The following is a 21,994-nucleotide window of genomic DNA, read 5'->3' as shown; positions in this document are numbered from 1 at the left end:
AAGCCCCGAGATCCGCTGCGCCGACTGCCCACGACCCGCCAACGGCGATCAGGTGGACAGTCGGCGTTGCCGAAGCTCAGAAGTTGTACTTGTCGATGTTGCTCGCATCGAACGTGGTCGGCGGCCCGAGAATGATTTCGCCGTGCGCGCCAATCGTGCGCTTGCCGAGCTTGCCGGCGTCGAACGTTTCGCCCTCCTTACCTGTGATCTTGCCCGACGCGAGCGACGCCGCCGCGTACGCGGCCAGATAGCCGAGTTCGCTTGGGTCCCACAACTGGAACGCGGTCACGGTGCCGTTCTTCACGAACGCGCGCATCTGGTTCGGCGTGCCGAGGCCCGTCACCGCCACCTTGCCCTTGCTCGACGACGACGAGATATAGCGCGCCGCCGCCGCGATGCCGACCGTCGTCGGCGCGACGATCGCCTTCAGGTTCGGATACGCCTGCAGCAAGCCCTGCGTTTCGACGAAGGACTTCTGATCGTCGTCGTTGCCGTACGCGATCTTGACGAGCTTGATCTTCGAGTACTCCGGTTTCTTCAGTTCCTCCTGCATCCACTTGATCCAGGTGTTCTGGTTCGTCGCGTTCGGCGTCGCCGACAGAATCGCGAACTCGCCCTCGCCGCCCATCAGCTTCGCGACCAGTTGCACCTGGCCGCGGCCGATGCCTTCGGCGTTCGCCTGATTGACGAACAGCTGGCGGCCCTCGGGCGCGGTATCGGAGTCGAACGTGACGACCTTGATGCCCTGACCCATCGCCTTCTTCAGATACGGCACGACCGCGTTCGCATCGTTGGCGGCAATCACGATCGCATCCTGGTGCTGCGTGATCAGCGTGTTGATGTACGACACCTGCGACGATGCACCCGCATCCGATGGCCCGACCGCCTTGCCCACGCCGCCGAATTCCTTGATCGCGGCGAGGCCGCCGTCGTCGGCGATCACTTCGTACGGGTTGTTGATCTGCTTCGGCACGAACGCGATCTTCAGCCCGCTTTTCAGTTCCGCGGCGAACGCGCCGCCGCAGCTGATCGCGAGCAACGCGGCGCAGAGCGCGGCTATGCCGGTGTGACGTAGAGGTTTGAACATGAAGTGTCTCCTGCGTTGTTGTTGGACAGAGAGGGGAAGCTAGGTTGCGGATGAAGAAGTCGTGGCGGCGGACTTCGCGATGAAACGCCGGTCGCGTGCCGCCCGCCAGCGCGCGACGAGGTTCGGAATCAGCACCGACGCGAGCAGCAGCACGCCGGTCACGATGGTCAGCGTTTCGCTCGATACGTCGTCGAGCGTCAGCGCGTTCTTGAGCACGCCGATGATCAGCAGCGACAGCAGCACGCCGACCATCGAGCCGCGTCCGCCGAAAATGCTGACGCCGCCGAACAGCACCGCGGCGATCACCGACAGCTCGAAGCCCTCGCCGTTATCGCCGCGCGCGCTCGTGAAGCGCAGCGTATAGACGATGCCCGCGAGCGCGCTGACGAGACCCGACAGCACGAACAGGCGCAAACGGATCTTCGCGACCTCGATGCCGGAGAACGCGGCGGCGGTCGGATTCGCGCCGATCGCATAGAGACTGCGGCCGAACGCGGTGGCTTGCAGCAGAACCGTGAACAGCACGGCGGCGACGATCACGATCACGAACGGCAACGGAATGAACGTGGGGCCAAGCGTGTTCATGCCGAACGCCGTATACGCGGCCGGAAAATCCGCGACCGCCTGATCGCCGAGCAGCACATACGCGAGACCGCGAAACAGCGCGAGCGTACCGATCGTGACCGCGAGCGACGGCAGGTTCAGCTTGACGATTACGAGGCCGTTCAGCAGGCCCGCCAGCGCGCCGGCGATCAGCACCAAAACGATCACGACCGGCATCGGCAGCCCCATGTGCCACAGCACGCCCATCAGCGCGCTCGACGCGCCCAGCACCGACGCGACCGACAGATCGATTTCGGCGGCGACGATGATCAGCGTCATCGGCAGCGCCATTAGCGCGATCTCGGTCAGATCGGCGAATACGTTGCTCAGGTTCGCGCCGGTCAGAAACACCGGCGACAGCCAGCGGCCCAACACCAGCGACACGATCAGCACGATCACCAGCAACACTTCCCATTGCAGCGGCGTTTCGCGCTTGCGCGTGAGCAGCGCGGAATCGGGTTTAGCCATGATCGCGTTTCCTCATCATGCGTTTGGCGACGGAGCGGGCCAGCAGCGTATCGGCGGCGATCGCGGCGACGATCAGCGCGCCCTGGATCGCCTGCTCCCAGAATGGCGACACGTGCAGCACGACGAGCGCGATGCTGATCACGCCGAGCACGAGCGCACCGAGCGTCGCGCCGAGGATCGTGCCGACGCCGCCCGTAATCGCGACACTGCCGACCACCGCCGCCGCGACGACCTGCAATTCGATGCCCTTCGCGGTGCTGGCATCGACGGTGCCGAAGCGCGCGAGCCACAACGCGCCCGCAAAGCCCGCAATCGCCCCGGACAACAAAAAGCCCGACATCACGCGACGCTCGACGTTCACGCCCGCGAGCCGCGCGGCTTCCGGATTCGAGCCGATCGCATAGTGCTCGCGACCGCCGCGAAACTGCTTCAGATACACCGACAGGCCGGCGAGTACGACGATCGCGATCAGCGCGAGCGTCGGGATGCCGAGCAGCGTGCCGGTCGCGAGCCGCGAGTACGCGTCGGGCAGACTGGTCGCGTTGATCTGGCCGCCGTGCACCCATGCGTAATCGGCACCGCGAAAGATGTACAGCGTCGACAGCGTCGCCACGAGCGAAGGCACGCGCCCCACCGCGACGAGCAGCGCATTGATGCCGCCCGCGACGAGCCCGATCGCGAGCCCCGCGGCCAGCGCGACGAACACCGGCATATGCGGGAACGCAACGTACAGGCTGCCCACCGCGTACGCGCTGATACCCACCGTCGAGCCGACCGACAGATCGATATGCCGCATCAGGATCACGACGGTCATCCCAGCCGTCAGCAGACCGATGATCGATACGTTCAGCAGCACGTCGCGCAAATTCTGCAGATTCAGGAACTGCGGCTTCGCGAGCCCGGTCCCCGCGATCAGCAGGATCAGCACGACGAACAACGTGGTTTCGCGGCTCTTCGCGACGCTCGCGACGAGGCCGCCCGATGAAGCGGCGGAACGCTTCGGCAGCGACTGCCGCACCGGCGCGGGATGGGTCGAATGGCGCATCATGCTGCACGTCCCAATGGTGAAAGTCCCTGACCGAGCGCGGCGCCCATGATGCGCTCCTCGTTCGCGTCGGCGCGCGCGAACTCCGCGCTGATGCGGCCTTCGTGCATCACGAGCACGCGATCGGCCATACCGAGCACCTCGGGCAACTCGCTCGAAATCATCAGCACGGCCATGCCATCGCGCACGAGTTCGGCGAGCGCGCCATACACCTCGGCTTTCGCGCCAACGTCGATGCCGCGCGTCGGTTCGTCGATGATCAGCACTTTCGGGCCGCTCGCGAGCCACTTGCCGAGCACGACCTTTTGCTGGTTGCCGCCCGACAGCGTACCGACCGGCGCCCCCGGGTCGCTCGCCTTCAGGCGCAGACGCGTGCCCCACTTGTTGGCGAGCTGCGTTTCGCTGCGCGTCGAAATGAGCCCATGCCGAACGAGCCGTCCGAGCACCGTCATCGACGCATTGCGCGCGATGCTCAGTTCGAGCGCGAGCCCTTGCTGGCGGCGATCCTCCGGCACCAGCGCGAGCCCGGCGCGCACCGCGGCCGCGGGCTTGCCGGTGTCGAGCCGCTTGCCGGTCAGCCACACTTCGCCCGAATCGAGCGGATCGATACCGAAGATGGCCCGCGCGACCTCGCTGCGTCCCGCGCCGACGAGGCCCGCGAGCGCGACGATCTCGCCGGCGCGCACGTCGAACGAAACATCCTTGAACACGCCGATGCGCGTCAAGCCGCGCACCGACAGACGCACGTCGCCCGGTGTGCAATCGGCCTTCGGATAGAACGTTTGCAGATCGCGGCCGACCATCCTGGCGACGATCGCGTCGGTGCTCAGATCGGCGGTCAGCGCGTCGAAGACTTTCGCGCCATCGCGCATGATCGTCACGCGCTGCGTCAGCGCGAACACTTCGTCGAGCCGGTGCGTGATGAACAGAATCGCGACGTCGCGTTCGCGCAGCTTGCGCACGATCGCGAAGAGCCGCTCGACTTCGGGCAGCGACAATGCGGCCGTCGGTTCATCCATGATCAGCACGCTCGCGTTCAGCGACAACGCCTTCGCGATTTCGATCACCTGCTGATCCGCGATCGACAGACCGCGCACCAGTTGATCCGCGCGCAACTCGACGCCGAGCGACGCGAGCAGTCCGTCCACTTCGCGATGCATCGCGTCGTACTGGATGCGGCCGAAGCGGTCGACCGGCTGCCGGCCCATGAAGATGTTCTCCGCGATCGACAGATCGAAGAACAACGTCGGCTCCTGATAGATGACCGCGAGCCCGGCGTCGCGCGCTTCGGCCGGCGTCGCGAAGCGACGTGGCTCGCCGTTCACCAGAAGCTCGCCGGCGTCGGGCTGATGCACCCCGGCGAGAATTTTCACGAGCGTCGATTTGCCCGCGCCGTTCTCGCCGAGCAGCGCATGCACCTCGCCGGGCCACAGCACGAGGTCGCCGTCGGACAGCGCGCGCACCCGGCCGAAGGATTTGCTCGCGTGCCGCAATTCGAGTCGCGGCACCGTGGAAGGGGATGGCTGCACTGCGTGTCTCCTTTTTTGCGGCTGTCTTCTCTTCGACGCGCGGCGCGTCAAATCCGGTAGTACCGTTCCGCGTTGCGCCGAAACAGCGCGTCCTTCTCAGCCTCGCTCGCATCGCCAACGATCGCCGCATACGCGCGCCACAAATCCGTATACGAACCAAACAGCCGGTCGACCGGAAAATTCGACGCGAACATCGCGCGTTCGACGCCGAACGTATCGATCGTTTCGAGCACATAAGGCCGCAGGCTTTCGACGGTCCAGTGATGATCGAACATCGCGAGCCCGCTGATCTTCACCGCGACGTTCGGACACGCGGCGAGCACGCGCATGCCTTCGCGCCACGCGCGGTAACCGGCCACGCTATTACGATCGACGAACATGCCCGCATGATTGACGACCAGAAGCGTGTCCGCATGCGCACGCGCCAAGGCGCCCGCCTCTTCCATTTGCGACGGATACAGCTGCAGATCGAACGACAGGTCGTAACGGCGCAGCAACGCGAAATGCTCGCGCCACCGCGGCTCGCGCATGTAATGACGGCCGACGTAATCGAACAGTTTGTTGTCGTGCACGTTGAGAATCTGCCGGATACCGCGCGTATTCGCGAACGACGCATGCGCTTCGAGCAACGCGGGCGCATTTTGCGCGCACAGGTCCACGGCGGCGACGATCGCATTCGGCATGCCGCGCGAGGCGTCGCGATCCGCAATCGACTGCAACCAGCGTGTTTCCTCGACGGGATCGGCCGGATCGTGATTCGCTTCGACGTGCACGAGCTTCAGCACGTCGACGTCGCCCGCTTCACCGAGCAGATCGTCGAGCAGATAGTCGTGCTTCAGATCGCGCGCATCGCCGACGAACGACACGCCCGGGTTCTCCAGCCACGGATAGCGATGCGTCTTCAGATCCCACAGATGGATATGCGAATCGACAACCTGCATGCGGCACCTTCGTCCGGTGAAAAGCGTTTCGAGGTTCGTGCGTCGTTGCGGGGTTCAACTGGGTTCAGCTCGACTCAATGACTGAGACGAAAGACCGGTTCGAGCGTCTGCGACAGCGGCGTGTGATCGGGCCCGGTCTGCATGATGTCGGCCATGTAATCCCACCATTTGCGCATCACGTCGAGTTGCGGCAACTGGTCCATCGTGTGATCGCTGGTGCGCGAGAGCACCGCGAAAAGATGATGCGTGTCGGGATCGAAGAAAATCCGGTAGTCGCGCACGCCGGCGTTGTGCAGCGCGGCAACGAGCTCGGGCCAGATCTGCGTATGACGCCTTTCGTATTCTTCGCGCATGCCGGGGTTCAGCACCATCCGGAAAGCGATTGTCTCCATTGCGGCCTGTCTCCTGTCGACCTCTTCGAACGACTATAATTCCTGCATCGATAGCCTCTCAATCCGTTGTTGGGATTGGTCGATCCACAAACCGAATCGCACGGGCACTCCTACTGGCACCATGAGCCAACATTCAGCCGCCGTCGCACTCGTCAATCGTCTCAAGTTCAAGCATCTCGCCCTGCTCGTCGCACTCGACGACACCCGCAACCTGCATCAGGCCGCCGAGGCCGTCAACGTCGCGCAACCGAGCGCGAGCCGCATGCTCGGCGACATCGAGGAAGCGTTCGGCTTCCTGCTGTTCGAGCGCAACGCGCGCGGCATGACGCCGACGCCGCTCGGCGTCGTCACGCTCGCTTACGCGCGCCGTGCGCTTGCCGAGCTCACACGCTTCGCCGAAGACCTCGATGTCAAACGCCGCGGCGGTCACGGCCAGTTGACCGTCGGCGCGATCATGGGCGCCGCGCCCGATCTGCTGGCGATGTCGGTCGCCGCGCTGAAGACCGAAAGCCCGCTGCTCAGCGTGCGCATCCTCGGTGAAACAAGCGATCAGGTCGTGCAATTGCTGCATCGGCGCGAGGTCGATCTCGCGCTGGGGCGCCTGACCAACCCTCTGCAGCACAACGACTTCAGCTTCGAGCCGCTCGCGCGCGAAACGCTGCTGCTCGTCGTTCGCGCCGTGCATCCGCTCGCGCGGCGCACGCGCATCACGTTGCGCGAACTGGTCGCGTGGCCGTGGGTTGCGCAACCCGTCACGAGTCCGGCGCGCGTGCTGTTCGAGGAAGAACTCGCGCGTGCCGGGCTCGCCACGCCAGTCAATCTGACCGAATGCGCGTCGATCTTCGCGACGCTGCAATTGCTCGAGAATTACGATGCGGTCGCGATGCTGCCGGAGTCGGTCGTGCGCGATCATGTGCGCGGCGGGCTGCTGGTCGCGCTGCCACTCGAAATCGGCAAGAGTCTCGCGGGTTTTGGCATTCTCACGCGCAAGGAAGAGCAGCTCGCCGAGCCGGCGCTGCGCTTCATCGAACTGCTGCGCGGCTTCTCGCGCGACCTCGCGCGCGACAATCCGGCCGCCGCACCCGGCACGCCGACTACGCCCGTCACGGTCAATTGACGCCCGCATCGCGCGTCGCTTATTGCAGGTTCACGAACAGGCCGCCGTCGACGAGCAGCGCGGCGCCCGTCACATAGCGCGCGCGGTCCGACGCGAGAAACACGACGCAATCGGCGACGTCGTCGGGACGCCCGAGGCGGCCGAGCGGAATGCGCTTTTCGAAGTAGGCCTTCTTCGCTTCGTCGGCGAGATCTTCGGCGTTCAGATCGGTCGCGATCGTGCCCGGCATGACAGAGTTGCAGCGGATGCCGAACGGCCCCAACGCGATCGCGCACGACTGCATCAGCGAATGCACGCCGGCCTTGGTCGGCGTGTAATGCGTTTGCATGCCGCCGCCCACCAACGCGCTGATCGAACTCGTCGCGACGATCGCGCCGCCGGTGCCCTGCTTTTTCATCTGCTGCGCGGCAGCCTGCGTGACGAAGAACGCGCCGTTCAGATTGACCGCGACCGTCGATTCGAGCACGTCCGCCGGCATGTCGAGAAAAGCGTGAAACGGGCAGATGCCGGCATTGCTCGCGAGCACGTCGAGCTTGCCGAACGCGTCGACCGTCCGTCGCACCAGCTCCTGGCCGGTGTCGCGCGCCGCGACGTTGCCTTCCACCGCGATCACGCGCCGCCCCAACGCCTCGATTTCGCCGACGACTTCCTCGACCGCCGAGCGCCGGCCATACGATGCGTCGTTGTCGCCCCAGTAGTTGATCGCCACGTCCGCGCCTTCGCGCGCGCAGGCCACCGCGATCGCGCGTCCGATGCCGCGCGAGCCGCCGGTGACGATCACGACTTTGTCCTTGAGCAGCACCTTGATCTCCTTTGCGGCGGTTCGCCGTTCGGCACAGGTTCAAAACGTTCGACACGTTCAATGCTGATAAGGCCGCACCAGCGCGCATTCCGGATTGAGCCGCACGCCAAAGCCCGGCGTGTCCGGCACCTTCATGCGCCCGTTCACCGGCACCGGCTCGTCGAGCAGCAGCGGATTGAACATCGGTACGACTTCGTCGGCTTTCGGCGCCATCATCAGAAACTCGGAGAACGGCGAGTTATGGCGCGTGACGACGAAGTGATAGCTGTACACCGACGACCCATGCGGCACCACCATCACGTTGTGCGCATCGGCGAGCGCGGAAATCTTGATCAGCTCGGTGATGCCGCCGCACCAGCCGACGTCGGGCTGGATCAGATCGCAGCACTGCATCTCCAGCAGCATCCGGAAGCCCCAGCGCGTCGCCTCGTGCTCGCCGGTCGACACCATCATGCCGCGTGGCACGTTGCGGCGCAGTTCGGCGTAACCCCAGTAATCGTCGGGAGGAAGACATTCCTCGACCCATTTGAGGCCGTATTCGTGTGCGCCTTGCGCGAGCCGCGTCGCGTAGCGCACGTCGAGGCTCATCCAGCAGTCGTACATCAGCCAGAAGTCGTCGCCGACGCGCGAGCGCATGTCGGCGAGCTTGTCGAGGTTTTGCCTGAGTCCGTCTTCGCCTTCCGCGGGACCATGCTGCAACGGCAGCTTGCCGCCGATGAAGCCCATCTCCTTCGCGAGATCGGGCCGCGCGCCGGTCGCATAGAACACCAGCTCGTCGCGCACCGGGCCGCCCAATAGCTGATACACGGGCTCCTTGCGAACCTTCGCGAGCAGATCCCACAGCGCGAGATCGACACCGGAAATCGTGTTCAGCACGACGCCCTTGCGCCCGTAGTACAGCGTCGCGAAGTACATCTGATCCCACATCTTCTCGATGTCGGTCACCAGTTGCCCTTCGAGAAAACGCGCGAGATGCTTTTCGACGATGAACGCGCCGATCTCGCCGCCGGTCGTCACCGCGAAGCCCACGGTGCCGTCGCTCGCTTCGATCTCGACGACCAGCGTGCCGAGCACATTGATGCCGAACGACTGACGGCTCTGGCGGTACTCGGGATAACGCGCCATCGGCGTCGCGATGTGATCGTCGATCCAGTGTCCGCCGGCCTGGTCGTGATAGTCCGCGCCACCGCCGCGAACGATGAAGGCACGCACGTGCCGGATGGTAGGCATGGCCATGAAAGGGCTCCGGGAGAGAGGCGTCGAAGCGGCTCGACAACTCGCGTTCGACGCGTGTGCAATACGCTGCGGGATGTGAGCACTGCGTGAGCAATGCGCGAGCAGCGCGCTCAATAGGTGGCGCGGCCGCCCGACAGGTCGAATACCGAGCCGGTGCTGAACGCGCAGTCTTCGGAAGACAGCCACAGGATCAGCGACGCCGCTTCTTCCGGCAGCAGGAAACGGTTCATCGGAATCTTCGACAGCATGTAGTCGATGTGCTGCTGCGACATCGAATCGAAGATTTCGGTCTTGGCCGCGGCCGGCGTGACCGCATTGACGAGGATGTTTCTGGTCGCGAGTTCCTTGCCGAGCGACTTGGTGAGCCCGATCAACCCCGCTTTCGATGCGCTGTAGTGCGAAGCATTCGGATTGCCCTCCTTGCCCGCCACCGACGCAATATTGACGATGCGGCCGTAGCCCTGCTTCAGCATCTGCGGCACGACCGCGCGGCAGGTCAGGTACGGACCGATCAGATTCACGTCGATCACGCGGCGCCACATGTCGGGCGCAAGCTCCCAGGTCGCGCCGTTGCCGCCGGTGATGCCCGCGCAGTTGATCAGCACGTCGATCGAGCCGTGCCCGGCGACCGTTTGCGCGGTGGCCTGCTGAACCGCGGCGTCGTCGGTCAGCTCGACCGTGATGGCGCTGACCTTGCCGAGTTCGCTCAGCTCGCGCTGGCTGCGCGCGAGCCGTTCGCTATCGACGTCCCACAACGCGACCGACGCGCCCGAGCGCAACGCCCGCTGCGCGACCGCGTAGCCGATGCCACGCGCGCCGCCGGTGATGACGACCGTGCGCCCCTCCAGATCGATCCGATTCATTGCTGTGCTCCTGTAGGCCGCCGTGCGGCGTGCCATCGAGTTGTTGTATATCGCTGCAGTCAATATACGGGCGGTGCGATGCGCCAACAATTCGACTATTCGCGGGGGCGATAGCAAAAGTGGATCGGCAGCGGGAGCGAGCGCTAAAGGGAAGCGAAGCGGCTAATCATCGGCAGCGATGAAAAGCATTGAGACATACAGAATGGTCGACACGACGATGATGCCGACGCCGACCAGCACCTTGGTCTGGTCGAAGTTGATCCCGCCGATGATCGCTATGCCGATCCCGAACACCGACGATAACGTGCCGAGCGCGGCGAAGCCCACGTGTATCTTGCTGCGGACCAGCCGTTTGCGCTCCGATTCGGCAGTGGTTTCCGTTTCGCTCTGTTCCATTCCCCGCTCCTTCGCGCGCGACGCGATGACCATCGTGAAACCTGAGCCGCAATGGCCGGCGCGACGTCGAACCGCCGGTTGCGGTTCGACGCCGTGCACCTCGATACGCTTCAGCGTAGTTTATTTAAGCCTTCTCGATCGCCGTTATTTGACGTCCGCGCCATTGCGCGACACCGACGCCGCGATGGCCGAGACGAATACCGCGCGCACCGAATCGCCGACCTTCAGTTTGTCGAGCGTAATGTCCGGCGCCACGTCGAGCGTTTCCGTGCGCGACGGCCCGCGCAGCGTGATCGTGCGCTTCTTGCGATCGATCTTGCGCACCGTCGCGACGACCTCGACGCGCCGCGCCGATGCAACGACACCGTTCGCCGCAGGCTGTGTGACTTCGGTATCGATGCGCTGGCGGATTCCGTTCGGCGCGAGTTTGTCGACGCCGACCAGCACCGCCCTCTTGTACGCAATCGTCACGACGTCGCCGACATGCAGCTTGCTGACGTCGGCGGCTTGCGGATTCACGTCGAAAGTTTCCTCGCCGCCTTGCGGGCCGCGCAGCGTCACACTGTTCGTCGCGGGATCGATCGCGACGACGCGCGCCTGAACGTGCAGCAGCGCGGCGGCGCCAATTGCCCGCTGTTCCGGCGCGGACGCGGCCGCGTTGTCCTGTGCCAGCGCCGGACCCGCCGCGGCGACGCAAACCACCAACGCAACCGCGATCGCCTTCACCTGCATGAGCCCGGAGTCCGTAGAATTACAAGCCATGAAATGCTCCTTTTGATTGCGTCGATGTTACGGCAAATGTTTTGTCGCAGATCGCGTACTACGCTTGGCACCGGCAAGTGCAGTCGCTTCGAATAAAAAGAAAAGCGGACTATTAATCGCTTTTATCGGACGGGGTTACGCTTTTTGAAACCAATGGCGGTTCCTTTCTAATGCGTCGATTTGTCCCGGAGAGCCAATCGCGAAAAGCGCGTGCTTCTCCATGCGATGCAATCGGTATGCGGAGTCGTGGCGGATGAGCTTGCGCAAGGAGCCGCGCGGCTTTGCACATGCGTTCCCGCGAGCGTCAGCGGAGGGGTAGAGAGCTAGCCATAACATATTCCTCGCAACGAGATGGACTACCGGGCGACCCAACGTGAGCGGGTCCGGAAATTGCCGAACGTTATGACTATTTCAAACGGTTTCGGGGATGCTAGCAAACGCGCAAAGGAATGGCAAGACAAGTGGCTGCGCATCGCCATTCCCGATTAATCGGGTTTGCCGCGTCAAATCTTTTATGACGGTGGGCGATTCATTTGCCATAAAAATATGATCGCTGCAATTCGCTGAGCTCAGATGCCCGGCGACGCCGTCCTCGCTCTGACTCTGTCCGGTTGCCTGACAACAGTCGAATCGGCGCATTCGATATGCATTGAAAAGCGGTGGGCGCGCGGCAGATTGGCAATCGCCGAACGACTCCGCACAAACCCTTAATGGATGATACTGAAGCGATTACGCATCGCTGCGCGACGAATACAAAAAATTGTCGTCAATCATTGGAATACTGCGAACACGGCTTTTGATCTGGCGAATTTTGCCGTCAAGGCAACGAAAAAGGACGCCTGAGCCGATGGCCACGGTCACGTGGGCGTCACAGGCACAGCGTTTGCTGAAGCTCGCGTCACCGTCTAACGCACACACATTGGTTTATCGAAAGGACACCACACATGGTCACGACTCGCCCCTGCACCGCCGCCTGCGTCATCGACGGCCTCCTCGTCACGCTGACGTTCTATCCGGACAACGGCGTGTTGCGTATTGCCGATTCGTCCGGCGCCTGTCTAAGAGAAACGCGCTGGCATGGGTCATGGCGCGCTCTGCTCGAGGAGTTCCGCGGCTACTACGAAGCGGCGGAAAACGACGCGGCGCGCGGCGTCGACGATATCGTCGCTCGCCTCGGCGAGCGCTGCGCTGACGCCCAGCGGGAATTGGCATTCGCGTGAAATGGCATGCGCTTGCGATCAAGCGCGTGAAAGGCGGCGGCGGCAGCGCTCGGCACCTGTTCGTTGCCTCGCGATCCGGGGTCGTTCCTGGCGCCCCGCTGCCGCTCGCGAACTCTGGTCATTGACCGAAATAAGTCTTGCACTCCGTGCTGAACGAGCATGACTGGCTGCGCCGGCCTCCCGCTTGCGACTCGCCCGCCGGAACACCACCATACGACGCGTTGCGTATGCCCTGCTCACGCGGGTCCCAGTTCTGACCGAACGACATGTCGGTCGTCGCCTGCGCCGATTCGTCCGCATCGTGCTCCATCATCGCGCGACCCGACACGGCGTGGTCCGCCTGGCCGCTCAACTCCTCCGCGATGGCCGTTCTCGGCGCGAGAAACAGAACGGCGGTCGCGGCAATCATCAATATACGTACTCTCATTTCCGGACTCCTCGAATCCGGCGCAGCAGTGTTCGTCCTCCACAAGAATTGATCCGCGAACAGCCAACCTGCCCAATCGGGCCGAGGAACGGGTCGATGCCAATGCGCTACTGCTGCGACGGGTCACCGAACTAAACAGATGAAGAATTACCGCGCTTGCAACCGATACTCGACGCGTTCCCGAGCGTCGGCGGAATCGGCGTGCACAAGGCGGCTGTAAGTCTGCATTCGCAGCTTGTCGTCCTTCTTTTATAGTTCGCGCACCCCGGAATTCAATCCCAGGAGCTTCCAGCAGTGTCGCCAATCGTCCACACCGTTCGATAAACCGCATTCACCGACAAATTCAACGTGAACTAAGCGTGCTTTGCTCGCGCATTGCGCTATCATGTTGCTACAACGCACAAAAAGCGAACCCGCACATCGACGAAAGTCCGGTGAAAGACGGACAGCGTGGAATGACTCCATCCATTCGCAATCATTGCATCGAGACACAGAGTTTTTCATAGCGAACGTCAGGCTTACCGGCCTCGTTCGTCGCGTTGCGACATGCTGAAATATTTGCTGATCGAGACTCTCGGTTCGAGGGTCGGTTGTTCCAGCGGCCGTCTTTGTCCGAGGCCGTATTGCAATTCAGGGAGCAACGTTTTTTAACCCGGCACATGGCATTTCCGTCAATCGACAACCCCACCGCGGAGCGGCCCCATTCAGTCGGGCTCGATGCTTCGCAGCTTTTTCCCCGCAATCTGTCTTCGACAGCACGCTGCACGTTTTAGAAGGACGAATATCCTATGGACGAAAGGAAGCGAGATAGCATGATTGCGTATCTCCGCCATCGTATGGAAGAGTTTGGTATCAGACCAGAAGACCTTGCCGCAGCGCTGGCGACCGAGTCATTGGCCAAAAAGGCTGAGCGCTATCGCAATGCGACCGGAGACAGCTGGGACGGCAATGGCGAAATGCCGCAATGGTTGAAGCAGGCTATTAGTGCCGGCCAGAGCATTGAGCATTTCGAATTGGCCGCAAAACCGGCGCCCGCGCCCCAACCGAAAAAACAGGTGGACTGGTCGAATGACCCGTTCGCCGGCACGCGGCTCGGGCGCCCGAATAACCGCTAGGTGCAGGCCGCCGCGCTCGAAGGCGCGGGCAAAATGGCTGCGGCTTCGAAACGAACCGCCGTGCCACGCACCGGTTTTGCGCCACCGCTTGCCACATTTACGGCATTCACCGTATTCCCCGCATTGACGGCATTCGCCGCATCGACGAGATTCGCGTGATTCGAGGCAGGCTGCGCATATTGCGGCAGCTCGATAAGCGCGCTGACCTGCCGGACGATCTGCCAGAAGGTCTTGTCGAAAAGACGGGCCTGCTCGTCAGCGGACCCGTGGCCGCTCGCGAGCGGATCGGTAATAGTCCAATAGACGAACGCCGATGCGCCGGGAAATACCGGCGCGTGCAGTCCGCCGACGAATTCGTCGAGCGCGATCACGATATCCATGCGCGGCGCCCATTCGCCGGTGAATTCGAGCCAGCTTTTAGGGCTCAGCACCGCGCGCCCGGAAATGCCGGGCCGCAATTGCGCGACCGCGAGTGGATGAAGACGCGCGGCCGGTTCAGGGCCCGCGCTGAACGCGTCGAACCGGTGTCCCGCCAGTTCGCGCAGCAAAGCTTCGGCAATGATGCTGCGGATCGAATTATCGCGGCAGAGAAACAACACCTTATATTTTCTGGACACGCTTACCCCGTACCGATGTTTTTTTATTGGCCTCTGGGCGGAATTGTGCCGCTCCAGTCTTGCGCCCCCATGACACTACGGCGTCTTTATTATTTGCGCCTCGGGATTCGCACCAAGTATCTCGACTCACGGGCACAGAGCACAACTTTGCGAACGATGCGCAGTGTACCAGTGTCCGGCCCGCTGTTTCAGCACCCTGTCAATATTTGCCAGATCAACCGACGCTGCCGCCGGCCCGCTGGTCCGGCACGATGGGCCTGGCCCGGTCGCCGTCGGCGGCGGGTCAGAACTTCAGGCTGTTGAGGAACTGAAACCACAGGTTGCCGAGCGCGCCGGCCGGATGCATGTCGCTGACGGTTTCGTCGCGCTTCGCATGGTTCTCGCTTCTGGAAGGCTGCGTGTCGTGTGGGGCGGTTTGCGAGGCCGCGCCGGTGTCTTGCGCGCGGTCCGCCAGTTCGGGCTCGGACGCCTCGGCTTGCGCCGCTTGCGGGCTCTTCGCGGTCTTTCCCGCGCGCTGGGCGTTTTGCGCGGCGTCCGCCTCGTCGCGGCGCGCGGCCTGCAACGCCGCGACGCTGTCGGCGATCTGCGCGGCGCGCTGCGGTTCGCATTGCCGCCCGAGCAGCACGCCGAACAGCACGTCGCGATTGTGGCCCTGGTCGGCGAAGCGGATCGCGATCGACACCATCTCGGCATACGCGGCTTCGTCGGCCGCGCGCGCCGCTGCCTCGCGCTTCGCCTGCGCGCGTTGCCGACGCGTGTGCTGCGCCTCCCACTCGCGCATCTGCTCGGTGTAGACCGCGTCGTAGACGTTGCGCTGCTCGGCATCGGACAGGATCGCGTACGCGTCCCTGATTTCCTGGAACGCCGCGCGCGCCACGTCCTCGGCACCGTGGTTGCGGTCCGGATGCCACTTCATCGCGGCTTTCCGGTAGGCCCGCTTGATTTCGTCGTCGGTGGCGTGCGCGGGCACGCCGAGCGTCTCATACAGGGTTGCCATGCTGGACTCGATCTCGCGAAAAATCACTGCGGGCATCGTAGCATGCTAAAAGCGGCGTCATCGTGACCCGGCCTCCACGCAGGCACGCGCATGCCGGCATTGCCGCGATGGCACGGCGGCAGATCGTCCTCCAACGGCCCACGAAAAAAGGCCCCACCACTTGCGTAGCGAGACCGAGTCCCACGTCTAAGGAGATGTCATGGCGGAGACGAGCCCATCTTACCGTCAGACCCGCACGCGCCCAACCAACGGTTCGCCATATGCTTATCGGCCGCGCGCTCACGTGCATTGCAAAGCGCGCGCCGCGTCGAGCCATGCGACTGCGAGCCATGCGACTGCGAGCCTGGCCTGCGCACCGAGCCCCGCCACCTCCATCGCCGCTGACGGTCGTCCCGCGCGCGTGCTGCACGCGGTCTGAATACTCCCCGGGCACCGTGACGCCGCCGCAATCGCGCGCGGCGCCACGCTTTGCGCCGAGCGACCGTGCGCCACATAACAGACACCGTGCCTCCACGCGAATAGAGTCACCGCACACAGCGACTTCGATCCAATCCGGGCTTCTGATTACCACTCCGGCCCCGCGCTGATCTGCTTTCGACGAAAGATTGGTTCAACCGCTGCGCAGCGCGCCCTACGCTTGACCTGCCCGCCGCTTCACTCACCTATGGCAACGACAGGGCCGCGCCACACGCATTGGTATTCCGCACGACATTCGCGGGCACACAGACAAGTCAAGATCATGAACTCACACATCCGCTACAAGGGCTACGAGGTCGAAGCGGCAACGCAACCGCTCCCCAACGGATTATTCGCCGCCAATCTGACGATCGAGCAGCGCAACGAGAATACGCGCAAGGCTTATTCGTTCGACGCGCTCGACTACTTCTTCGACGAAGAGCATGCGCTCGCCTACGCGTCGGACTGGGGGCGTATGTGGATCGATAATCACCAATAAGGCGATCCCGGAGCGCATCGATGTCGATGACAGCGAGCACGACAAGCGTTGCGCATCGCCCGGCATCGGGTTTGAGGCGGATGTGCCAGAATAGCTGAACCCTTGCGTTCGCTGTCTGCCCGCGTGAGCTGTCCGCTACTTCGACGGATGCAGTCGAAACTCGCGCCGCCCGCGACGCACCCATCGATACGGAGACGCCGGTCATGACATGGACCGTCGACGCACAGCTCGCGCTCAGCGCGACACAAGCGGTCGAGGCGCTGCAATCGGGCCGCCTCAAAGCCACCGACTACGTCGCCACCCTGCTCGCGCGCGCCGCCGCGCTCTCGCACCTGAATGCGCTCACCACGCTCGACTTCCACGGCGCGCTCGCGGCGGCGCAGCGCATCGACGCATTGCCGCCGGCTGAGCGGGCACGTCTGCCGCTCGCCGGTTTGCCGATCGTCGTCAAGGACAACATCAACACCGCAGGTCTACCGACGACGGCCGGCACGCCCGCGCTCGCGGGCTTCGTGCCGAACACCAACGCCCCATCGGTGCAACGCCTCGTCGACGCGGGCGCGATCGTGCTCGGCAAGGCCAACATGCACGAACTCGCGTTCGGCATCACGAGTACCAACCTGTCCGCGCACGCGGGGCCGGTGCGCAATCCGTACGATCCGTCGCTGATACCGGGCGGCTCGTCGGGCGGCACCGCGGTGGCGATCGCCGCGCGCATCGCGCCCGCCGGACTCGGCACCGACACCGGCGGCTCGACCCGCATCCCGGCCGCGCTGACCGGCACCGCAGGTTTGCGTCCATCGGTCGGCAATGGCGGTGCCGAGCGGCGCTATCACGACCCCAACGCGGTGGTGCCGATCAGCCATACGCGCGACACCGTCGGGCCGATGGCACGCAGCGTCGCCGACCTGGCGCTGCTCGACGGCGTGATCACCGGCGACGGCGCGTTGCCTGCGATTGCGCTCGATGGCTTGCGCATCGGCTTGCCCGCGCCGCTGTGGGATGCTCTCGAGCGACAGGTCGAGGACGTCGCGCGCGCCGCACTGCAAAAGCTCGAAGCGGCGGGCGTCACGTTCGTGCCGGTCGCGATGCATGAGCTGGAGTATCTGAACGGGATGGTCGGCGGTCCGCTCGCCATTCACGAAGCGCGCGACGACGTGCTCGCGTGGTTGGTCGCGAATCGGGCGCCGGTGCAAACCGTCGCCGCACTGGCCGTGCGCATCGCGAGCCCGGATGTGCGCGCGATCTACGACGACGTGCTCGCCGACGTGCTCGGCTCGCACTACTCGGCGGCGCTCAACTACTGGCGACCGCGGCTGCGGAACTACGTCGCCGCGACGTTCGCGAATGCCGGTCTCGACGCGTTGCTGTTTCCGACGACGCGGCTCGTCGCGGTACCGATCGACGATCTGAACGGTTCGTCGACGGTCACGATCGACGGCGGTCCACCAATCGATACGATGGAAGCGTTCCTGCGTAATACCGACCCGGCCAGCACGTCCGGCATTCCGGGGCTGTCGCTGCCGGCGGGTATCAGCGCGAGCGGGCTGCCGGTCGGCCTCGAACTCGATGGACCGCTCGGCTCGGACAGGCGCCTGCTGGCCATCGGTGTCGCGTTCGAACAGGTACTGGGAACGTTGCCCGCGCCGGTGCTTTGAAGCCCGTGTTTCACGTGCGCGCCATCAGGTTTGTGCTTTAATGCCTGCGCGTTGCAGCCCGCATTCCGACGCTTTGCCCGCCCGAACCTCCTCTTAAGCGACGATGACGACCCCCGCCACCGCCCTCTCATTTCGCGGCGTCGTACGCCGCGTCGTTCACTTGAGCGCCGTGCTCGCGGTCGCTTTCGCCGCCAGCGCCTGCGCGCGCCTCGCGACGGTCGATTCCAACGCGCTGTGGAAGATCGTCGACATCCGCTGCGTGCCGTCGCAGCAGGCCACGGGCACACCGGGTCAATGCACGGTCGTCGATCTCGACAAACGCTACGTCGTCCTGAAGGACATTCTCGGCCGCTCGCAGTTTCTGCTGATGCCGACCGATCGCATCACCGGCATCGAAAGTCCGCTGATCCTCGCGCCCGATGCGAAGGACTACTGGCGTGACGCGTGGGATTCGCGTCATTACGTGCAGCAAGCGGTCAAACGCGAGTTGCCCGACGATCAGCTCGGCCTCGAAATCAACTCCGAATCTCGTCGCTCGCAAAACCAGCTGCATATCCACATCGATTGCATGCGGCGTGAAGTCAGCGCCGCGCTCGCCGATCACGCTCACGACACGCCCGGCGAGTGGCGTTGGGAGACGCTCGATGGCGAGCGCTACAGGATCATGCGGGTGAACTCGCTGAGCGGCGCCGACAACCCGTTCCGGATCGTCGCCCGCGACAATCCTGATCCGGCGGCGATGGCCACGCAAACCATCCTGGTTACCGGCGCGGGACCGTCCGCGGCTCGGGATGGCTGGCTGATCGTCAACAGCGGTATCGACATCGAAGGCGGCAGCGGCACGGCCGAAGGGCTGCTCGATCACGCGTGCCGCTTCGCGGACGATCATTGAGCGTTTGCCGAACACGCAGAATTGGCCCGCACCAGCATGCGAGCAACGGAGTCATTGCCGGCCCGCGCCGTGCAAAACCAGCAAGGTTACGGTTTTCGGCGGCAGAGTAAGGTGCAATTGGCCGCTCGCATAGTCGGTGTCGTGCAGACGGGATATGGCATTGTCCATGAGTTGCCAGGTCTGGGCTTTGCCTTGAGTCACATCAAAGTTGTTGATCGCAATGGTGGCGTCAGCCGGTTGATCAAGCTGCTTGTTGATCACCACGATGGTCATGACGCGGTCGTGATCACGCACGGCGGCAAAAGACGAGACCCGATCCGGGTCGGGCTGCGTGTCGGCGATGCTGGTGGTGCCAAAGCCCGAGCCCTGGCCATCGTAGTTGCGATAGAGCTTGATCGCCTTGTAGACCGGCATGTCCCGATTCAATGTGCCCCAGCGCGTGGCAATGTCCAACCCTTCCCGGCCAAAGATGCCCAGCACGTCGGCCTGGGCCGTGGCGCCGTTCATGGTCGTATCGCCGCCCCAACTGTATTCCGTCAGCGCGATCGGCGTACCAGCGTAGTAATAGCTGTCGACCCACCGCCGCATCAACGGAATCAGGGCCACCACGCCATTGATCCAGGTCGGATCCTTGTAGCTCGTATCCCACAGGTCGCGCGTGGAGCGGTTACGGGCGAGTTCAATGGCAGGCGTTTCAGCCGTGGCCGCATTCTGGTTTTCCTTGAATTCTCCGCCCTGCGGGTAAAAGTGCAGGCTGAAAACGTCGACAGGGCGGCCGGCCTGCTTCCATTGCGTGAGCAGCCATGGGACGTAGTCCATGCCTCGCGTTTCGTTTTCCCTGTCCGGCGGATTGCCCTGACCGTGCGCGGCGAAGTACTGTTGATCGAAACCGCTAAAACGATACCCGGTCCAACCCCACTCTTCCGGCGCCACGACGCGCGCGCCCGGGTCTGCCGCCTTCACGGCGTGCGAATAGGCGATCACCTTGTTCGCTACCTCGCTGGCATGGGCGCCGATGGGATGCATGTCGCGATGGTTGAGTTGCCACAGACTCGGCTCATTGTCCATCAGGTAGTAATGCGCACCGTCCGAGCCGGCACTACCGGATCCACGCATGAGTTGCCTGACGCGCTCCTGCTGGCTCTGCGGATCGTCCAGCAACGAAGCATCGTCCGGGTCGTTCCTGATAGGGGTGCCGTCGGGTGCGATGCCGTTGCCCGCGTCAGACAAACCGTGAGCGTCGACACTCTGCTGCTTGCCGTACTTGCTGACCGAAAAACTGACGAGCGGCTTACCGTCCTTATCGAGTCGCGCTACCCTGCCGATCATCGGGATGGTCAGCATCGGTAAAGCGTGTCCGTCACGGGTAAGCGCCGCGAAACGGTCGTTATATTGGTAGATGTCCTTTGGATCGGTCGGCAGGCTTTCGAAAAACCAGTCCTGGCCCGTGTTGTGAGCGTCGACCCGCCAGTTGTAAGCCGAAGCGGTGTTGCCGCCCGAGCGGTTGATCGGCACGCGCAGATCCCGCAGGATTTCCGCCGTCCCGAAGTTCAAGCCATAGATGAGCGGGCTGATTGGATGCCGGTTGGCCGCGGCATCCACCGTAATGATCACCGGCAGCGGCGCAGCCATGGGCAGATCGGCGTAGAGCAGCGCGCCCGCCCCTAGCATCATCGCCATCAAGCTATGGCAGTTAAAGTGTGCTGGCTTCGACATGCGGAGTCCGTGAGTCTATGGCGCTGGATTTCGGCACGACGACCGTATCTTCCGCTTCGAGCGGCGACTGCAGATCCCGTTCGTCCAATTCCCAAACGACGAGCCTGGGCGGCGTCTGAGCATAAGCCGGACTCGCGAAATAGGCGCGCGCCGAGCCGCCGAACTTGCCGCCCTCGCGTGCGAAATTACCCACGCCTGTTCCGAGTGCCAAAGCGAGCTGAGGCACGAAATCGGACGTCGTCGAATAAGAAGTGCCGATCACGGCGATGCCAGGCAGATCGGCATCGCCGAACAGATCGTCGGCTGACGCGGCCGCCTGAGCCTGAGGAATGTAGTCACGGCTGGCCGCAATCTCAGGCCTCGGCTGCCAGGACGGCGGCAAATCATCCAGGCCGGCCAGACGCACAAGATCGCCGGGCCGCCGGCCGGGAGGCTTGTCTGTGACGCGATAGTCGGGCTTGCTCGAACCCAGCGGGACCCCCATCGCACGGATGCGCTGCGCCACGGCCTGCGCCGCGGCACCCGCGCCGTCCTCGGTCCAGTGCGTGTCAGTCCGAAAAAAAGCGCCGCCCGGCGCGCCACGCAGCGCCGGACTTAGATCCAGCACCTGCACGCCGTCAGCGGTCAGACGCGAGGTCCACTCAGCGAGACGCGCACCCAACGAAACCGGTCGATACAGACTGCACAGATGTTGCGGCTCGATACGCGACTTGTCGGGCACCACGACGACCAGCAACGCGATACCGTGCCTCGCCAGCTCGCGCCGCACGGCGGCCACCGTGTCCGCGCGCGTGGCGAGATGACTGTCGCTATCGGCATACACGCTGAGTTCGTCGCGCAGGAACAACCAGCCCGGGCAGCCCTGCCGCACGCGCGGGCCCAGATCGTGCAGCGTCAGCCAGCCCAGCGCGCGCTGCGCGCGCGCCGCGTCGGCGGCGATCGGCGTATCGGCCATGCGATTGGCGAGTTCTTTCGATACCGCACCGTCCAGAATGCCGGCCCGGGTCACGGCATGAGGCAACACCGATTCGGTCGTCGACGCGAACCTGAGATTGGAAAGCAGGCCCGCGAACAGGAAGACCATCAGGATGACGGCAGCGATCTTGCTGGCGCGCGAGGCGGGTAATTGAGGTAGCGGCTTGGGATCTTCCATGGC

The 21,994-nt window shown here is 63.9% G+C and carries 22 protein-coding genes; 6 read left to right on the top strand and 16 right to left on the bottom strand.

Going from position 1 to position 21,994, the window contains the following annotated elements:
• Positions 1-76: 76 nt before the first annotated feature.
• The 6 genes from rhaS to rhaM all read right to left on the bottom strand — a co-directional run bounded on the left by rhaS (position 77) and on the right by rhaM (position 6,065).
• Positions 77-1,087, bottom strand: coding sequence for a rhamnose ABC transporter substrate-binding protein (rhaS, locus tag F6X40_RS01080; RefSeq protein WP_184062733.1), 1,011 nt, complete (start codon positions 1,085-1,087; stop codon positions 77-79).
• Positions 1,088-1,126: 39 nt separating this feature from the next.
• On the bottom strand, positions 1,127-2,158 hold the full coding sequence (locus tag F6X40_RS01075) for an ABC transporter permease (RefSeq protein ID WP_187626545.1): 1,032 nt from the start codon (positions 2,156-2,158) through the stop codon (positions 1,127-1,129).
• Entirely contained in the window at positions 2,151-3,206 is a 1,056-nt protein-coding gene (locus F6X40_RS01070; protein ID WP_187626544.1) for an ABC transporter permease, read from the bottom strand. The genes F6X40_RS01075 and F6X40_RS01070 overlap by 8 nt, the downstream gene beginning before the upstream one ends.
• On the bottom strand, positions 3,203-4,732 hold the full coding sequence (locus tag F6X40_RS01065) for a sugar ABC transporter ATP-binding protein (protein ID WP_187626543.1): 1,530 nt from the start codon (positions 4,730-4,732) through the stop codon (positions 3,203-3,205). Before F6X40_RS01065 ends, F6X40_RS01070 begins: the two co-directional genes overlap by 4 nt.
• 47 nt (positions 4,733-4,779) lie before the next feature.
• The gene (locus tag F6X40_RS01060; RefSeq protein WP_187626542.1) at positions 4,780-5,673 is read right to left on the bottom strand and encodes an amidohydrolase family protein; all 894 of its coding nucleotides are present in this window, start codon (positions 5,671-5,673) and stop codon (positions 4,780-4,782) included.
• A 74-nt stretch (positions 5,674-5,747) separates the two neighbouring features.
• Complete coding sequence (gene rhaM, locus F6X40_RS01055) at positions 5,748-6,065, bottom strand: L-rhamnose mutarotase (RefSeq protein WP_187626541.1); 318 nt, start codon at positions 6,063-6,065, stop codon at positions 5,748-5,750.
• A gap of 121 nt (positions 6,066-6,186) precedes the next feature.
• Between rhaM and F6X40_RS01050 the strand changes: the two genes are divergently transcribed.
• The gene (locus tag F6X40_RS01050) at positions 6,187-7,182 is read left to right on the top strand and encodes a LysR family transcriptional regulator (RefSeq protein ID WP_018425428.1); all 996 of its coding nucleotides are present in this window, start codon (positions 6,187-6,189) and stop codon (positions 7,180-7,182) included.
• 19 nt (positions 7,183-7,201) lie between these two features.
• On the opposite strand, the gene F6X40_RS01045 is transcribed toward F6X40_RS01050, so the two are convergent.
• From F6X40_RS01045 to F6X40_RS01025, 5 genes are all read right to left on the bottom strand, one after another.
• Complete coding sequence (locus F6X40_RS01045; protein WP_184062740.1) at positions 7,202-7,984, bottom strand: SDR family NAD(P)-dependent oxidoreductase; 783 nt, start codon at positions 7,982-7,984, stop codon at positions 7,202-7,204.
• A gap of 57 nt (positions 7,985-8,041) precedes the next feature.
• Positions 8,042-9,220: an L-rhamnonate dehydratase gene (gene rhmD, locus F6X40_RS01040; RefSeq protein WP_184031529.1), complete on the bottom strand. Its 1,179-nt coding sequence runs from the start codon at positions 9,218-9,220 to the stop codon at positions 8,042-8,044.
• Positions 9,221-9,330: 110 nt separating this feature from the next.
• On the bottom strand, positions 9,331-10,083 hold the full coding sequence (locus F6X40_RS01035) for an SDR family NAD(P)-dependent oxidoreductase (RefSeq protein WP_184031531.1): 753 nt from the start codon (positions 10,081-10,083) through the stop codon (positions 9,331-9,333).
• Positions 10,084-10,245: 162 nt separating this feature from the next.
• On the bottom strand, positions 10,246-10,479 hold the full coding sequence (locus F6X40_RS01030; protein ID WP_184062744.1) for a hypothetical protein: 234 nt from the start codon (positions 10,477-10,479) through the stop codon (positions 10,246-10,248).
• 144 nt (positions 10,480-10,623) lie between these two features.
• The gene (locus tag F6X40_RS01025) at positions 10,624-11,241 is read right to left on the bottom strand and encodes a copper-binding protein (protein ID WP_187626540.1); all 618 of its coding nucleotides are present in this window, start codon (positions 11,239-11,241) and stop codon (positions 10,624-10,626) included.
• A 944-nt stretch (positions 11,242-12,185) separates the two neighbouring features.
• Here F6X40_RS01025 and F6X40_RS01020 point away from each other — a divergent pair.
• The gene (locus F6X40_RS01020) at positions 12,186-12,461 is read left to right on the top strand and encodes a hypothetical protein (protein WP_184031549.1); all 276 of its coding nucleotides are present in this window, start codon (positions 12,186-12,188) and stop codon (positions 12,459-12,461) included.
• A gap of 118 nt (positions 12,462-12,579) precedes the next feature.
• Here the strand turns inward: F6X40_RS01020 and F6X40_RS01015 are convergent, their stop codons facing one another.
• The gene (locus tag F6X40_RS01015; RefSeq protein WP_187616267.1) at positions 12,580-12,888 is read right to left on the bottom strand and encodes a hypothetical protein; all 309 of its coding nucleotides are present in this window, start codon (positions 12,886-12,888) and stop codon (positions 12,580-12,582) included.
• 788 nt (positions 12,889-13,676) lie between these two features.
• Between F6X40_RS01015 and F6X40_RS01010 the strand changes: the two genes are divergently transcribed.
• Positions 13,677-14,003 carry an H-NS family nucleoid-associated regulatory protein gene (locus F6X40_RS01010; RefSeq protein ID WP_184011295.1) on the top strand — a complete coding sequence of 109 codons (327 nt, stop codon included), beginning with the start codon at positions 13,677-13,679 and terminating at the stop codon, positions 14,001-14,003.
• Here F6X40_RS01010 and F6X40_RS01005 read toward each other — a convergent pair.
• Both F6X40_RS01005 and F6X40_RS01000 read right to left on the bottom strand, forming a co-directional pair.
• A complete protein-coding gene (locus F6X40_RS01005; RefSeq protein WP_187626539.1) occupies positions 14,000-14,620 on the bottom strand; it encodes an arsenate reductase ArsC in 621 nt (206 codons plus the stop codon). The genes F6X40_RS01010 and F6X40_RS01005 overlap by 4 nt on opposite strands.
• Before the next feature lie 283 nt (positions 14,621-14,903).
• A complete protein-coding gene (locus F6X40_RS01000) occupies positions 14,904-15,617 on the bottom strand; it encodes a J domain-containing protein (protein ID WP_187626538.1) in 714 nt (237 codons plus the stop codon).
• A 739-nt stretch (positions 15,618-16,356) separates the two neighbouring features.
• On the opposite strand from F6X40_RS01000, the gene F6X40_RS00995 reads away from it, so the two are divergent.
• From F6X40_RS00995 to F6X40_RS00985, 3 genes are all read left to right on the top strand, one after another.
• A complete protein-coding gene (locus F6X40_RS00995; RefSeq protein ID WP_187626537.1) occupies positions 16,357-16,572 on the top strand; it encodes a transcriptional regulator in 216 nt (71 codons plus the stop codon).
• A 203-nt stretch (positions 16,573-16,775) separates the two neighbouring features.
• Entirely contained in the window at positions 16,776-18,230 is a 1,455-nt protein-coding gene (gene iaaH, locus F6X40_RS00990; RefSeq protein WP_187626536.1) for an indoleacetamide hydrolase, read from the top strand.
• Positions 18,231-18,333: 103 nt separating this feature from the next.
• A complete protein-coding gene (locus F6X40_RS00985) occupies positions 18,334-19,122 on the top strand; it encodes a CDP-diacylglycerol diphosphatase (protein WP_187626535.1) in 789 nt (262 codons plus the stop codon).
• 51 nt (positions 19,123-19,173) lie between these two features.
• On the opposite strand, the gene F6X40_RS00980 is transcribed toward F6X40_RS00985, so the two are convergent.
• A complete protein-coding gene (locus tag F6X40_RS00980; RefSeq protein ID WP_187626534.1) occupies positions 19,174-20,838 on the bottom strand; it encodes a glycoside hydrolase family 44 protein in 1,665 nt (554 codons plus the stop codon).
• Positions 20,816-21,991, bottom strand: a complete 1,176-nt coding sequence (locus F6X40_RS00975) for an alginate O-acetyltransferase AlgX-related protein (RefSeq protein ID WP_187626533.1) — start codon at positions 21,989-21,991, stop codon at positions 20,816-20,818. The genes F6X40_RS00980 and F6X40_RS00975 overlap by 23 nt, the downstream gene beginning before the upstream one ends.
• Between the last annotated feature and the right edge of the window lie 3 nt (positions 21,992-21,994).

Source organism: Paraburkholderia sp. UCT31, from assembly GCF_014397655.1.
Lineage (GTDB): Bacteria > Pseudomonadota > Gammaproteobacteria > Burkholderiales > Burkholderiaceae > Paraburkholderia > Paraburkholderia tuberum.
The sequence above is the reverse complement of the archived record's forward strand: the minus strand, read 5'-3'. Positions and strand labels throughout refer to the sequence as shown.

Excerpts from the sequence above, each read along its gene's own strand:
- F6X40_RS01075 (WP_187626545.1), bottom strand. The coding sequence starts at position 2,158 with ATGGCTAAACCCGATTCCGCGCTGCTCACGCGCAAGCGCGAAACGCCG.
- F6X40_RS00995 (WP_187626537.1), top strand. The coding sequence starts at position 16,357 with ATGAACTCACACATCCGCTACAAGGGCTACGAGGTCGAAGCGGCAACG.
- F6X40_RS00975 (WP_187626533.1), bottom strand. The coding sequence starts at position 21,991 with ATGGAAGATCCCAAGCCGCTACCTCAATTACCCGCCTCGCGCGCCAGC.
- F6X40_RS01035 (WP_184031531.1), bottom strand. The coding sequence starts at position 10,083 with ATGAATCGGATCGATCTGGAGGGGCGCACGGTCGTCATCACCGGCGGC.
- rhaS (WP_184062733.1), bottom strand. The coding sequence starts at position 1,087 with ATGTTCAAACCTCTACGTCACACCGGCATAGCCGCGCTCTGCGCCGCG.
- F6X40_RS01010 (WP_184011295.1), top strand. The coding sequence starts at position 13,677 with ATGGACGAAAGGAAGCGAGATAGCATGATTGCGTATCTCCGCCATCGT.
- iaaH (WP_187626536.1), top strand. The coding sequence starts at position 16,776 with ATGACATGGACCGTCGACGCACAGCTCGCGCTCAGCGCGACACAAGCG.
- F6X40_RS01070 (WP_187626544.1), bottom strand. The coding sequence starts at position 3,206 with ATGATGCGCCATTCGACCCATCCCGCGCCGGTGCGGCAGTCGCTGCCG.
- F6X40_RS01025 (WP_187626540.1), bottom strand. The coding sequence starts at position 11,241 with ATGGCTTGTAATTCTACGGACTCCGGGCTCATGCAGGTGAAGGCGATC.
- F6X40_RS01050 (WP_018425428.1), top strand. The coding sequence starts at position 6,187 with ATGAGCCAACATTCAGCCGCCGTCGCACTCGTCAATCGTCTCAAGTTC.
- F6X40_RS01020 (WP_184031549.1), top strand. The coding sequence starts at position 12,186 with ATGGTCACGACTCGCCCCTGCACCGCCGCCTGCGTCATCGACGGCCTC.
- F6X40_RS00985 (WP_187626535.1), top strand. The coding sequence starts at position 18,334 with ATGACGACCCCCGCCACCGCCCTCTCATTTCGCGGCGTCGTACGCCGC.
- rhmD (WP_184031529.1), bottom strand. The coding sequence starts at position 9,220 with ATGGCCATGCCTACCATCCGGCACGTGCGTGCCTTCATCGTTCGCGGC.
- F6X40_RS01060 (WP_187626542.1), bottom strand. The coding sequence starts at position 5,673 with ATGCAGGTTGTCGATTCGCATATCCATCTGTGGGATCTGAAGACGCAT.
- F6X40_RS01015 (WP_187616267.1), bottom strand. The coding sequence starts at position 12,888 with ATGAGAGTACGTATATTGATGATTGCCGCGACCGCCGTTCTGTTTCTC.
- F6X40_RS01000 (WP_187626538.1), bottom strand. The coding sequence starts at position 15,617 with ATGGCAACCCTGTATGAGACGCTCGGCGTGCCCGCGCACGCCACCGAC.
- F6X40_RS01030 (WP_184062744.1), bottom strand. The coding sequence starts at position 10,479 with ATGGAACAGAGCGAAACGGAAACCACTGCCGAATCGGAGCGCAAACGG.
- F6X40_RS00980 (WP_187626534.1), bottom strand. The coding sequence starts at position 20,838 with ATGTCGAAGCCAGCACACTTTAACTGCCATAGCTTGATGGCGATGATG.
- rhaM (WP_187626541.1), bottom strand. The coding sequence starts at position 6,065 with ATGGAGACAATCGCTTTCCGGATGGTGCTGAACCCCGGCATGCGCGAA.